Source organism: Pseudomonas sp. A34-9, assembly GCF_029543085.1.
Taxonomy (GTDB): Bacteria; Pseudomonadota; Gammaproteobacteria; order Pseudomonadales; family Pseudomonadaceae; genus Aquipseudomonas.
Window position 1 is genome coordinate 2,923,996 of the sequence record NZ_CP119967.1, and the last position, 12,661, is coordinate 2,936,656.

At 62.5% G+C, this 12,661-nt stretch carries 11 protein-coding genes; 7 read left to right on the forward strand and 4 right to left on the reverse strand.

The features are described 5' to 3' along the window. Positions 1 to 137 precede the first annotated feature (137 nt). The 7 genes from lexA to P3G59_RS13090 all read left to right on the forward strand — a co-directional run bounded on the left by lexA (position 138) and on the right by P3G59_RS13090 (position 7,873). The gene (gene lexA / locus P3G59_RS13060; protein WP_277761874.1) at positions 138 to 755 is read left to right on the forward strand and encodes a transcriptional repressor LexA; all 618 of its coding nucleotides are present in this window, start codon (positions 138 to 140) and stop codon (positions 753 to 755) included. Continuing rightward, entirely contained in the window at positions 755 to 1,372 is a 618-nt protein-coding gene (imuA, locus tag P3G59_RS13065) for a translesion DNA synthesis-associated protein ImuA (protein ID WP_277761875.1), read from the forward strand. The genes lexA and imuA overlap by 1 nt, the downstream gene beginning before the upstream one ends. Before the next feature lie 7 nt (positions 1,373 to 1,379). Next, entirely contained in the window at positions 1,380 to 2,795 is a 1,416-nt protein-coding gene (locus tag P3G59_RS13070; protein ID WP_277761876.1) for a DNA polymerase Y family protein, read from the forward strand. Further along, positions 2,771 to 5,869, forward strand: coding sequence for an error-prone DNA polymerase (locus tag P3G59_RS13075; RefSeq protein WP_277761877.1), 3,099 nt, complete (start codon positions 2,771 to 2,773; stop codon positions 5,867 to 5,869). Before P3G59_RS13070 ends, P3G59_RS13075 begins: the two co-directional genes overlap by 25 nt. Positions 5,870 to 6,130: 261 nt before the next feature. Then, entirely contained in the window at positions 6,131 to 6,817 is a 687-nt protein-coding gene (locus tag P3G59_RS13080) for a CsgG/HfaB family protein (protein WP_161986630.1), read from the forward strand. Positions 6,818 to 6,845: 28 nt separating this feature from the next. Then, positions 6,846 to 7,217, forward strand: a complete 372-nt coding sequence (locus tag P3G59_RS13085; protein ID WP_277761878.1) for a DUF4810 domain-containing protein — start codon at positions 6,846 to 6,848, stop codon at positions 7,215 to 7,217. Then, the gene (locus P3G59_RS13090; RefSeq protein WP_277761879.1) at positions 7,214 to 7,873 is read left to right on the forward strand and encodes a DUF799 domain-containing protein; all 660 of its coding nucleotides are present in this window, start codon (positions 7,214 to 7,216) and stop codon (positions 7,871 to 7,873) included. Before P3G59_RS13085 ends, P3G59_RS13090 begins: the two co-directional genes overlap by 4 nt. A gap of 94 nt (positions 7,874 to 7,967) precedes the next feature. Here the strand turns inward: P3G59_RS13090 and P3G59_RS13095 are convergent, their stop codons facing one another. The 4 genes from P3G59_RS13095 to P3G59_RS13110 all read right to left on the reverse strand — a co-directional run bounded on the left by P3G59_RS13095 (position 7,968) and on the right by P3G59_RS13110 (position 12,661). After that, positions 7,968 to 8,630 (reverse strand): flavin reductase family protein, encoded by a 663-nt coding sequence (locus P3G59_RS13095; RefSeq protein WP_277761880.1) that lies wholly within the window; start codon positions 8,628 to 8,630, stop codon positions 7,968 to 7,970. Positions 8,631 to 8,641: 11 nt separating this feature from the next. After that, positions 8,642 to 10,129 carry an amidohydrolase family protein gene (locus P3G59_RS13100; protein WP_277761881.1) on the reverse strand — a complete coding sequence of 496 codons (1,488 nt, stop codon included), beginning with the start codon at positions 10,127 to 10,129 and terminating at the stop codon, positions 8,642 to 8,644. Next, positions 10,126 to 11,322, reverse strand: a complete 1,197-nt coding sequence (locus P3G59_RS13105) for an amidohydrolase family protein (protein ID WP_277761882.1) — start codon at positions 11,320 to 11,322, stop codon at positions 10,126 to 10,128. The genes P3G59_RS13100 and P3G59_RS13105 overlap by 4 nt, the downstream gene beginning before the upstream one ends. Before the next feature lie 286 nt (positions 11,323 to 11,608). Beyond that, complete coding sequence (locus P3G59_RS13110) at positions 11,609 to 12,661, reverse strand: extracellular solute-binding protein (protein ID WP_277761883.1); 1,053 nt, start codon at positions 12,659 to 12,661, stop codon at positions 11,609 to 11,611.

Below are 12,661 nucleotides of genomic sequence, written 5' to 3' on the forward strand. Positions count from 1 at the left end.
CTGGACGCAGAGCGTCCCTAGAGGCATTCCCACGCAGAGCGTGGGAACGATCAACGTGGGAGCGATCAACGTGGGAGCGATCAACGTGGGGTGGGCCGACCTGCGGCGCTTGTCAGGAAAATCCTACAGGAGTACAAATGTACTCCATGACAAGCCTGACTCCCCGCCGTACCGCCATTCTGACTTTTATCCGCGATCGAATCGCCGAACACGGTCAGCCCCCAAGCCTCGCTGAAATCAGCGAGGCTTTTGGTTTTGCCTCGCGCAGCGTGGCGCGCAAGCACGTGCTGGCGCTCACCGAAGCCGGGTTTATCGAGGTCAATCCGCATCAGGCCCGGGGCATTCGCCTGCTCGGGCAGCCGCCGCGCCCGGAGCTGCTCGACATCCCCGTGCTCGGCCGCGTCGCTGCCGGTGCGCCGATTGGCGCCGATGCCGACATCCATAGCCGCTTGATGCTCGACCCGGCGCTGTTCTCCCGCACACCCGATTACATGCTGCGGGTGCAGGGTGATTCGATGATCGAGGACGGCATTCTCGACGGTGATCTGGTCGGCGTGCGGCGCAATCCCGAAGCGCTCAACGGCCAGATCGTCGTGGCGCGGCTCGACGGTGAAGTCACCATTAAACGCTTCGAACGGGTTGGCGATGAAGTGCGGCTGTTGCCGCGCAACCCGGCGTACCAGCCGATTGTCGTGCGTGACGATCAGGATCTGGCCATCGAAGGGGTGTTCTGCGGTCTGGTGAGGCAAGGCTGATGGGCGCCGTCGTTGCGTTGGATACGCTGTTCAATGGCGGCCAGGTCTGGAGGGGCCGGCCTGCGCCGCCGGCCGCCAGCCCGCAACCCACCGGGCACGCCGCGCTGGACGCAGCATTGCCCAGCGGTGGCTGGCCGGAAGCGGCGCTGAGCGAAATCCTTTTGGCCGGCCCGGGTGTCGGCGAGCTGCAACTGGTGTGGCCGACGCTGGCGCGGTTGGCGGCGGCGGGCGAGCGCATCGTGCTGGTGGCGCCGCCATTCGTGCCGTACCCGCAGGCGTGGGAGAACGCCGGGGTCGATTTGCGCCAGTTGTCGGTGATTCAGGCCAGCGAGCGCGATGCCTTGTGGGCGGCGGAACAGTGCTTGCGTTCGGGCAGTTGCGGCGCGGTGCTGTGCTGGCCGCACAAGGCTGATGACCGCGCATTGCGCCGTTTGCAGGTGGCGGCGGAAACCGGCCAGACCCTGGCGTTTGCGTGGCGTCCGTTGAGTGAAGCGGTCAATCCGTCACCGGCGGCATTACGGATTGCCATCGATGCCAAACCCGCGCAGTTGCGCGTCCTCAAGTGCCGTGGCGGACTCGCGCGTGCGGCGCCGATTGCCTTTGCCGTGGGTCACTGAGGTCGCCATGCGCTGGGTGTGTATTCTGTTCCCGCAATTGGCCCTCGACGCCGTGCTGCGTCAGCGCCCCGATCCCGAGGAGCCGTTGGTGCTGCTCAACGGCCCGGCCCAACGGCGGGTGCTGCAAGCGGTCAACCCGGCGGCGCGCAAACTCGGTTTGCGTCCGGGCCAGTCGATGACCGCTGCGCAGGCCATGAGCAAAGGTTTTGTCACCGCCGATTACGAGGCTGCCGAGGTCGAGCACTGGCAGCAGTTTCTCGCCGCGTGGGCCTACCGTTTCAGTTCGCAGGTCAGCGTGCATTACCCGCGCACCGTGGTGTTCGAGATCGAATCGAGCCTGGGTCTGTTCGGTTCCTGGGCGCAGTTTGAAGCACGATTGCGCAAGGAACTGAGCGATCTGGGCTTTCGCCATCGCATCGTTGCCGCACCGAATCCGGTGGCGGCGCGGGTACTGGCCAATGCTTATGACGGGCTGGTGGTGCCGGACGGCGAAGCCTTGCAGCATCACCTCGGCCAGTTGCCCGTCGACCGTGTCGGCCTGGAGCCGAGCGTGGCCACGGCGTTGTCGCGCATGGGCTTGCGCAACCTCAATCAAGTGCAGAGTCTGCCGCGTCAGGCACTGGCACGGCGCTTCGAAGCGCAGATGCTCAAGCATCTCGACACCTTGTTCGGTGCGCGCCCCTTGGCGCTGGAATTTTACTTGCCGCCGGATCGTTTCGACGTACGCATCGAACTGAATTTCGACGTGCAATCGCATCAGGCATTGCTGTTCCCGTTACGCCGTTTGACCGGTGACCTGTCGGCGTTCCTCTGTGGGCGCGACAGCGGCGTGCAGCGTTTCGACCTGCATCTGGAACACGCCGGGCTGCCGGACAGCGTGATCAAAGTCGGTTTGCTCAGCGCCGAACGTGATCCGGCGATGCTGTTTGAACTGGCACGCGGACGGCTCGAGCAAGTGCAGGTCGAGGCGCCCGTGCGTGGCTTTCGTCTGCGCGCCGAGGACCTGCCGAGTTTCGTGCCGCAGTTTCAGGAACTGTTCGATGACCGTCCACAGCAGACCTTGCCCTGGGAGCAATTGCGCGAACGCCTGCGCGCGCGCTTGGGCGATGACGCGGTGCAGGGGCTGCGTTTTCAGGCCGATCATCGTCCGGAGTGCGCGTGGCAGCACGGCGTCGACAAACAGCGCTGCGCAGGCTTGCCGAGCGTGCAGCGTCCGGGCTGGTTGCTCGGTGAACCGCAGAGCGTGGCGGAGGGTTCGGCGCGGATTCTCATGGGCCCGGAACGTATTGAGTCCGGTTGGTGGGACGGTGACGATGTGCGCCGCGATTATTACCTGATCCAGAACCGCGCCGGCCAACAGGGCTGGGCTTATCGCGCGGTGGGTGAGGGCGGTCCGTTGTGGCTGCAGGGCTGGTTTGCATGAACGACGGTTATGCCGAACTGCACTGCCTGTCGAACTTCAGTTTTCAGCGCGGTGCGTCCAGTGCGCTGGAACTGTTTCAGCGGGCGAAAAAGCACGGCTATCAAGGGCTGGCGATCACCGACGAATGCACGCTGGCCGGGATCGTCCGCGCCTGGCAAGCGGCGAAGTCGGTTGAGTTGCCGCTGATCATCGGCAGTGAAGTGCGCATCGACAACGGCCCGAAACTGGTGTTGCTGGTGGAGAACCTTGCAGGCTATCAGGCGCTGTGCGGTTTGATCACCCGCGCCCGGCGGCGCAGGCAAAAAGGCCAGTATCAAGTGCTGCGCGAGGACTTCGACGCAGCGCTGCCGGGGTTGCTGGTGTTGTGGGTGCCGGATTCGCTTGATCAGCTGGAAGAGGGCCGTTGGCTGCAGCAGACCTTTGGCGAGCGTCTGTGGCTGGCGGTGCAATTGCATCGTGGCCAGGACGATCAGCAGCGGCTGACGGGGTTGTTGCGGCTGGCCGCCGAGTTGCGGATTCCGGCAGTGGCCAGCGGCGATGTGCACATGCACGCCCGTGGCCGGCGCGCCTTGCAGGACACCATGACCGCGATCCGCCATCACGTCCCGGTGGCCGAAGCCGGGCTGCGTTTGCACCCCAATGGCGAGCGACATTTGCGCAGCGTCGAGGTGTTGCGCGAGTTGTATCCGCAGGCCTTGCTGGATGAGTCGGTGAAGCTGGCCCGGCGCTGCACGTTTGATCTGGGCGAGTTGCGTTATCAATATCCCAAAGAACTGGTGCCAGAGGGGCACAGTGCCAGTTCCTGGTTGCGTCATCTGACCGAGGAGGGCATCGCTTGGCGTTGGCCGCAAGGGGCACAAGCCAAAGTGCTCAAGCAGATCGACGACGAGCTGAAACTGATCGCCGAACTTGGCTACGAAAGCTACTTTCTCACCGTGCATGACGTGGTGCGCTTCGCCCGCGAGCAGCAGATTCTGTGCCAGGGCCGTGGCTCGGCGGCCAACTCGGCGGTGTGTTTTGCCTTGGGCATCACCGAGATCGACCCGGACCGCACCACGCTGCTGTTCGAACGCTTCATGTCCAGGGAGCGCAATGAACCGCCGGACATCGATGTCGACTTCGAACACGAACGCCGCGAAGAAGTCCTGCAATACGTGTTCCGCCGTTATGGCCGTGGTCGAGCGGCGCTGACGGCGGTGGTCAGCACTTACCACGCCGCCGGCGCGGTGCGTGATGTGGCCAAGGCCTTGGGCCTGCCGCCGGATCAGATCAACGCACTGGCCGATTGCTGCGGCCACTGGAGCGATGAAACGCCGCCGGTCGAGCGTTTGCTCGAAGGTGGTTTCGACCCGGACAGCCCGGTGTTGCGCCGGGTACTGAGCCTGACCGGGCAACTGATCGGCTTCCCCCGGCACCTGTCGCAACACCCCGGCGGTTTCGTGATTTCCGAACAGCCGCTGGACACGCTGGTGCCGGTCGAAAACGCCGCCATGGCCGAGCGCACGATCATCCAGTGGGACAAGGACGACCTCGACGCCGTTGGCCTGCTCAAGGTGGATATCCTCGCCCTCGGCATGCTCAGTGCAATCCGTCGCTGCTTCGACCTGCTGCGGCGTCACCGTAATCTGGACTTGAGTCTGGCGACGATCCCGGCCGAAGACAAACCGACTTACGAGATGATCAGCCGCGCCGACACTATCGGCGTGTTCCAGATCGAGTCACGGGCGCAGATGTCGATGCTGCCACGTCTGAAACCGGCGAAGTTCTACGATCTGGTGATTGAGGTGGCCATCGTCCGCCCGGGGCCGATTCAGGGCGGGATGGTCCATCCGTACCTGCGCCGCCGGAACAAGGAAGAAGAGGAAACCTATCCGTCGCCGGAACTTGAAGTGGTGCTCAAACGCACCCTCGGCGTGCCGCTGTTTCAGGAACAGGTCATGCAGATTGCCATCGTCGCCGCCGATTACAGCCCCGGCGAGGCTGATCAATTGCGTCGTTCGATGGCGGCGTGGAAACGTCACGGCGGACTGGAACCGCACAAGGAGCGACTCGCCGCCGGCATGAAGAAAAACGGCTACACGCCGGAGTTCGCCGCGCAGATCTTCGAGCAGATCAAAGGCTTCGGCAGTTACGGCTTCCCCGAATCCCACGCCGCCAGTTTCGCCTTGCTGACTTACGCCAGTTGCTGGCTCAAGTGCCACGAACCGGCGGCGTTCGCTTGTGCATTGATCAACAGCTGGCCGATGGGCTTCTACAGTCCGGATCAGATTCTCCAGGATGCGCGCCGCCATCAGTTGCAGATCCGCCCGGTCGACGTGCGCGCCAGTGACTGGGATTGCAGCCTGGAAACCACCACGACGGCGCAACCGGCGATCCGCATGGGCTTGCGCATGATCAAGGGCTTTCGTGAAGACGACGCGCGACGCATCGAGGCGGCGCGGGCGCGTGGGGCGTTTGCCGATGTTGCCGACCTGGGCGAGCGGGCGGCGCTCGACAGTCGGGCACAGGCATTGCTGGCCGATTCCGGGGCGTTGCGCGGCCTGGCCGGGCATCGTCATCGGGCGCGCTGGGAAGTGGCCGGGGTGCAGAAACAGCTGGGCCTGTTTGCCGGGTTGCCGAGTCAGGAGGAGGCGGAAGTGGTGCTGCCCAAACCCAGTGTCGGCGAGGATCTTCACGCCGATTACATCACCGTCGGCACGACGCTGGGGCCGCATCCGCTGGCGCTGTTACGGGGCGAATTGAAGGCGCTGCGCTGCCGCAGTTCGCAGGAGTTGCTCGACGTCGAGCACGGCCGGCCGGTGAGCATCGCCGGGCTGGTGACGGGGCGCCAGCGACCGGGCACTGCCAGCGGTGTGACCTTTGTGACGCTGGAAGACGAGTTTGGCAACGTCAACGTAGTAGTCTGGCGTGATCTGGCCGAGCGTCAGCGCCAGGTGCTGGTGGGCTCGCAATTGCTCAAGGTCGACGGCCGCTGGGAGCGCGAAGGTGAAGTGCGCCACCTGATCGCCGGGCGCTTGAGCGACCTCAGCCCGTTGCTCAATGGCATCCGCGTGCAGAGCCGCGATTTCCATTAGCGCGCTCTGATCTGATCGTTCCCACGCTCTGCGTGGTAACGCCTCCCGTGACGCTCTGCGTCACAGCGGACGCGGAGCGTCCGTGGCTGCATTCCCACGCCGAGCGTGGGAACGATCAAGTCCAGAGCAGTCAATTCACTGGCGTCAAAAAAAGCCTGTCACGAATGATGGCACTTTGTCATAATGCCGCCCCTTTTCAACTCCCGCCGCACATTGCCGTGGTGGGACATCCCCGTTTTTCAAAAGGAATATTCAGTGAGAATGATCTCCCGGATGCTGGTTTCAGGCGTCGCGATTGCTGTGCTCGGCACGATTGCCGGCACACTCGCCGGTTGCGCCACCGAAAGCTCCCGCGCGCTGCCGGTGGCCAAGGTTGAAAGCGCTACACAGGTCTGGACCGGCGTTCGCGTGCCAATGGCCGTGGGCAAGTTCGACAACCGCTCCAGCTACATGCGCGGAATCTTCTCCGACGGCGTCGACCGTCTCGGCGGTCAGGCCAAGACCATCCTCATCACCCACTTGCAGCAAACCAACCGCTTCAGCGTGCTGGATCGCGACAACATGGGTGAAATCCAGCAGGAAGCGGCTATCAAAGGTCAGGCCCAACGCTTGAAAGGCGCTGATTATGTGGTCACCGGTGACGTCACCGAGTTCGGCCGCAAAGAAACCGGCGATCACCAATTGTTCGGCATCCTTGGCCGTGGCAAGACTCAAGTCGCCTACGCCAAGGTCAACCTGAACATCGTCAACATCAGCACCTCCGAAGTGGTGTATTCGACCCAGGGCGCCGGCGAATACGCCTTGTCCAACCGCGAAATCATCGGCTTCGGCGGCACCGCTGCCTACGACTCCACCCTCAACGGCAAAGTACTGGATCTGGCCATGCGCGAGGCGATCAATCGTCTGGTCGATGGCATGAACGCCGGTGCCTGGAAACCGGGCAACTGATCGACGCCCATTGCAAGGAGCAACACTCATGAATCTGACTTTGTCGCGCGCGCTGTTGGCGCTGACGCTGGCCGCCAGCGCCTTGCTGGCCGGTTGTGCCTCCGGCCCGCAAACCCTGTACCAGTGGGAAGGTTACGAGCCCCAGGTCTACGAATACTTCAAAGGCGAAGAGCCGAAAGAAGCCCAGGCCGAAGCACTGGAACGTGACCTGCAGAAAATCCGCTCCACCGGCAAGGCTGTACCGCCCGGTTACCACGCGCACCTTGGCCTGCTCTATCTGAGCATGGGCAAGGACGACCAGATGGTGCAGCAGTTCAAAACCGAGAAAACCCTGTTCCCCGAGTCTGGGACGTACATGGATTTCCTGCTTAAAAACGCCAAGACCGGAGACGCGAAATGATCGCGCGCACCATGAAACTGCTGGCTGCCGGTCTGGCCCTGACCGTGCTGGGTGGCTGCGTTGCTCCCAAGACCGTGGATTACTCGGCCTACAAACAGGCGCGGCCGAAAACCATTCTGGTGCTGCCTCCGCTGAACACTTCGCCGGATGTGAAGGCCTCGTACAGCCTGTTGTCGCAGGTGACCTTCCCACTGGCCGAAGCCGGTTATTACGTGCTGCCGATCGCGCTGGTTGACGAGACGTTTCGTCAGAACGGTCTGACCACCCCGGACGACATCCATCAGGCACCGCCGAGCAAACTGAAGGACATCTTCGGTGCGGACGCTGCGCTGTACATCACCGTGACCGAATACGGTACGCGTTACATGGTGATCAGCAGCGAAACGGCAGTGACCGCGACGGCGAAACTGGTCGACCTGAAAAGCGGCACGACGCTGTGGACCGGTTCGGCGCGGGCGTCGAGCGAAGAGGGCGGCAATAGCAATGCCGGCGGTATCGTCGGCATGCTGATCTCGGCGGCAGTGAAGCAGATCATCAACAGCTCCACCGATGCCGGCTATCCGATTGCCGGTGTGGCGAGCAATCGCCTGCTCTCGGCCGGACATCCGGCAGGCCTGCTGTACGGCCCACGCTCGCCGAAGTACGGCACGGACTGATAGATCAAAAGATCGCAGCCTTCGGCAGCTCCTACAGGGGAATGCATTCCAAATGTAGGAGCTGCCGGAGGCTGCGATCTTTTGTTGTTGGCGCTTATTTGGTGGCAGGCCAAAACCGCTCGCCACCGCCCGGCGCCTCCGTCCACGCTTGCAACGAGCGGGTCGGCAGGTCGAAGTAATCGCGGGTTCGCGCGTACCCATGGCCGCCCATGCGTCCGATCGCATCCAGGCCCAATTGATCGATGTACAGCGTCTGCGGATCGATCAACTCATCGCGCACATGCGCCATCAACACCTCACCAAAAATGATCTCGCGCGACTGACCGATATTCAGCGCCATCATCCGTCGGCACTCCAGCGCCACCGGTGCCTCACCGATGCGTGGGCATTTCACCGTGGTGCCGGCAATCGCCGTCAGGCCCGCCGCAGTCAACTCATCGAAACCCGGCGCAAACGGCACGGCGCAGACGTTCATCGCCTCCACCAGTGCATCGCTGACGATGTTGACGGTGAATTCCTGATTGAGCTGGATATTGCGCGTGGTGTCCTTCGGGCTCTGATCACCGTAATTCTCGACGCCCAGCGCCAGAATCGGCGGATCGGCCGACAGGGCATTGAAAAAGCTGAACGGCGCGGCATTGACCCGGCCTTCGCCATCGATGGTGGTGACCAGCGCGATCGGCCGGGGCACGACGCTGCCGATGAGGATCTTGTATTTTTCCCGTGGGCTGAGCTGGCTGAAATCAAAGCTGTGCATGGCAGTTATCTCTAGGAAAGTGGATCAATGGCGCTCAACGGCGCGTCGGCGCTGTAGTCATCGGCAAACGCAATGGCCGGCTGGAACAGGGTTTTCCAGTCCGGTCGGGCAAAGGCACGGTCGCTGTGGCTGCGCATCAGTTTTTCGTATTGCTGTTGTGCCTGGCGTTGCAGGGCGGGGTAGTCGACAGCGTTGACCTGACCGTCGTGCATCACGCAGCGACCGTCGATGTAACTGGCGATGCAATCGTCGCCGCGCCCGGCCAGCAACAGGTTTTTCAGCGGATCGAACAACGGCCCCAGGTGCAGTCCGCGCAGGCTGAACACGGTGATATCGGCCTTGGCGCCAGGCGCCAGACGACCGAGATCATCACGGCCCAGCGCCCGCGCTCCGCCGAGGGTCGCGGCGTTGTACAGATCGAGGCTGCTGGTCAGCGCCGAGCCGCCTTCCAGCAACCGCGCGATGTTCAAGCCGTGGCGCATGTTTTCCAGCAGATCCGCCGGCCAAGTGTCGGTGCCCAGCGCAAAGTTGATGCCCTTGGCCCGATAGCGACCGAACGAGTTCAGCGCCTCACCGTCACGGGCAAACACCAACGGGCAATGCACCAGGCTCGCGCCGCCATCGATCAGCCGTTGCAAATCGTCGTCGCCAGCGCTGTAGATGCCGTGTGGCAGCAGACTGCGCGGTGTGAGCAAGTCCAGTTGCTGCAACCAGCCCAGCGGCGAAGTGCCGCGCAGTTGCTCGACCATCGCTACTTCACTGAGTGCCTGACAGCAATGCAGGCGCATCGGCGCATTCAGTTCGCGACTCAGCGCCGCGGTGCGTTGCAGCAACGCCGGCGTGCAGGTCTGGATGCGGTCGGGCAGCAGCGCGCCGCGAATCAAACCGTCATGCGCACCGTCGAAATCCTTGAAGAAGCGTTCAGCTGCATTCAATCCCGCCAGTCCTCGTGCCTCATCCCAGTGATGGGCGAGGCTGCCGTCGGCGCGCCAGTAGCTCATGCCGCTCATGTAGCAGGGGCCGAGGTATGTCCTTAAGCCAAGCTCACCGGCAACGCCCGCGACGGCGACGAATTCGTCGTAGGTTTCCGCCCACTCGCGGTAATACATCGAGGTGATCGGCATGGCTGTGGTGATGCCGTTGCGGATCAATTGGGTGAAGGCGTAGCGGTACTTGAAAACCTCTTCTTGCGGGCTGTAAGTCTCACGCGGGCCGGCAGCCAGATACTCGGCAGACCACATGCGGCCCATGCTGCGTTCATCGCCGTTGTCCAGCGTCAGCACGGTGGAATCGAGATCGCCCAGCGCATCCAGATCGATGAAACCGGGGCCGATCAAGGCATTGCCGTAGTCGATCCACTGATCCACCGGTCCCGCATAACCGCGTCCGACAAATTCGATGCGTGATCCGCCAAACACCACTTCGCCGTCACGCCACAGCACATGCTGCGAGCCGTCGAAACCGACCACGCAACTGGCGCGCAGACCGATGCGTTTCACAGGCGGCTTTCCAGCAAGTGACCGCCACTGGCGATCAAGGCGCCGGCGCGATAGACCTGACGCAACGGTCGCGCAACCACCGCTTCGCCCAGTGTCTCGACCGGCATCAGCAAGAAGTCCGCGCGCTGACCGAGCGTAAATCCGTAATCTTCAATGCCCAGCGCCCGCGCGCCGTTGACCGTGGCCGCCGCAAACGCCGCCGCCAGTTCATCGTCCTTGCCCAGATCAAAGCGAAACGCCAGCAACATCGCCCGTTCGAGCATGTCGCCATTGCCCATCGGCGACCACGCATCGCGGATGCCGTCGGACCCCAGGCAGACATTCACGCCGACTTCACGCAACGCCAGAAACGGCGGTACAGCGGTGTCAGCCGGCGCCGAACTCATCAACGAAATCCCAAGTTTCGCCAAACGCTCGGCGACGGGTTTGACCTGGCTCCACGGCAACATGCCCAGGCAATAGGCGTGGCTGATCATCACCCGGTTCTGCAAGCCGAAACGCTCGGTGTAATCAGCGATCAACGCGATTTGCCACAGGCCCAGCTCACCTTTGTCGTGCAGGTGAATATCAACACCCCGGCCAAATTCCGCAGCCAGATTGAAGACGAAATCCAGCTGCGCAATCGGGTCATTGTCGATGCCGCACGGGTCCAGTCCACCGACATTCTCCACGCCCAGCGCCATGGCTTCGCGCATCAGCTCGGCGGTGCCGGGACGGCTGATCAGTCCGGTTTGCGGGAACACCACCAGTTGCAGGTCGATCAGGTCTTTGTAGCGCTCGCGCAATTGCTGCATGGCTTCGACGTGGCGCAGGCCGAATTCCGGGTCGATGTCGACATGGCAGCGCATCGTCAGCGAGCCACGGGCGATGCAGTTTTCCAGCAGCGCGCCGGCGCGTTCGGCGATCGGTGCTGTTACTTCACGCAAGATGCGCCGTTCGTTGCTGATGTAGTCCTTGAGCGTCGGCCCGGCACTGTTCGGGCGCCAGGGTTGGCCGTAGAGGGTTTTGTCGAGGTGGACGTGGCTTTCCACCAGGGCGCTGGTGAGCAGTTGGTTGTGGCCGTCGATGTCGGTGGCTGCGAGCGGCGTATTGGTAGCGGGGCGGCGTTGGCTGAACCGGCCGTTTTCGATGAGCAGGTCTTCGGCGGGGGCGCCGTAGGGGCGTACGTTGCGGAGCCAGTGTGGTTGGGTCATACAAACCTCATAGGTCTTTGAATTTTTTCCCTCACCCTAGCCCTCTCCCGGAGGGAGAGGGGACCGAATGGGAGATATTGAAGATGTACGCCGACCTGAAAGTCTGCCTGTGAATCCAAAGTCGACCGGTTTTAAAGTGCAGCTGTGAATCCAAGGCTGACTGGTTTGAAGCTCGGCGTTGAATCCATAATCGACTCGATTTATCAGGTCGGCGTAGATCGCAAGACACCTCGGTCAGTCCCCTCTACCCCTGGGAGAGGGCTAGGGTGAGGGCAGCGGTCTCGGATCAACCCTTGAGCTTCGACCAGATCCGGTCCTGCAGCTCCCGCGCCTTGTTGCTGCATTCCTTCTCCGGCCGCAACCGCGAGGCGTACGCTTCGGGCATGTTGATCGCGTCCATCACCTTCCACTTCGGATCGAGCAACGAATCGCTCTGAATCCCGTTGGCGTAAGCAATGGCGTTGGACACCGCCGCGGCGTTCTCCGGCTTCATCATCCAATCGATAAAAATCTTCGCGTTACCCGGATGCGGCGCGCTTTTCGGCACGGCGAAGTTGTCCTGAAACATCGCCACGCCTTCACGCGGGTAGACGTATTTGATCGTGCTCTTCTGCAACGTCGCGCGCGCCGTCGAACCGTTCCAGTTCTGCATCATGATCACCTCACCCGAGGCCATGCGGTCGACGGTGTTGTCGGAGCTGTACATCTTCAAAAACGGCTTCTGCTTCTGCAGCAATTCCAGAATGCGCTTGGCGTCCTGCGGGTTTTCGCTGCACTCGTCGACGTTCAGATAGTGGCTGGCGGCGTTGATCACGCTGCTCGACGTATCCAGCGCGGCAAGCTGCCCTTGCAGCTCTTTGCGCGGTTCGAAGAACTCTTTCCACGAGTCATCCAGTTTGCCGCCCGGCACCCGCGCACTGTCGTAGGAGAATCCGGTGGTGCCCCACAGATACGGCGCCGAAAACTTGCGTCCGGGATCGAAACCCGGGTCGCGGAACGGGCCTTTGACGTACTGGAAATTGCTCAGGGTCGGTGTGTCGATTTCCATCAGCAGGTCCTGCTTGATCAGCGTCTGCATGATCGACTGCGACGGTACGATCACGTCATACGCTGCGCCGCCGGCCTGCAGTTTGGCGAGCAGGGTTTCGTTGCTGTCGTAACCGTCCATGGTCACCTTGATGCCGGTTTCCTTTTCGAATTTGGCCAGCAGGTCGACCGGGTAGTAATCGGTCCAGTTGTAGAAAAACAGCTCCTTCGGTTCGGCCGCGTGGGCGCTGAGCGCGGTAAAACAACTCAGGGCCAGACCGGACACAGCCAAACGCATGGTTTTGATGTTCAT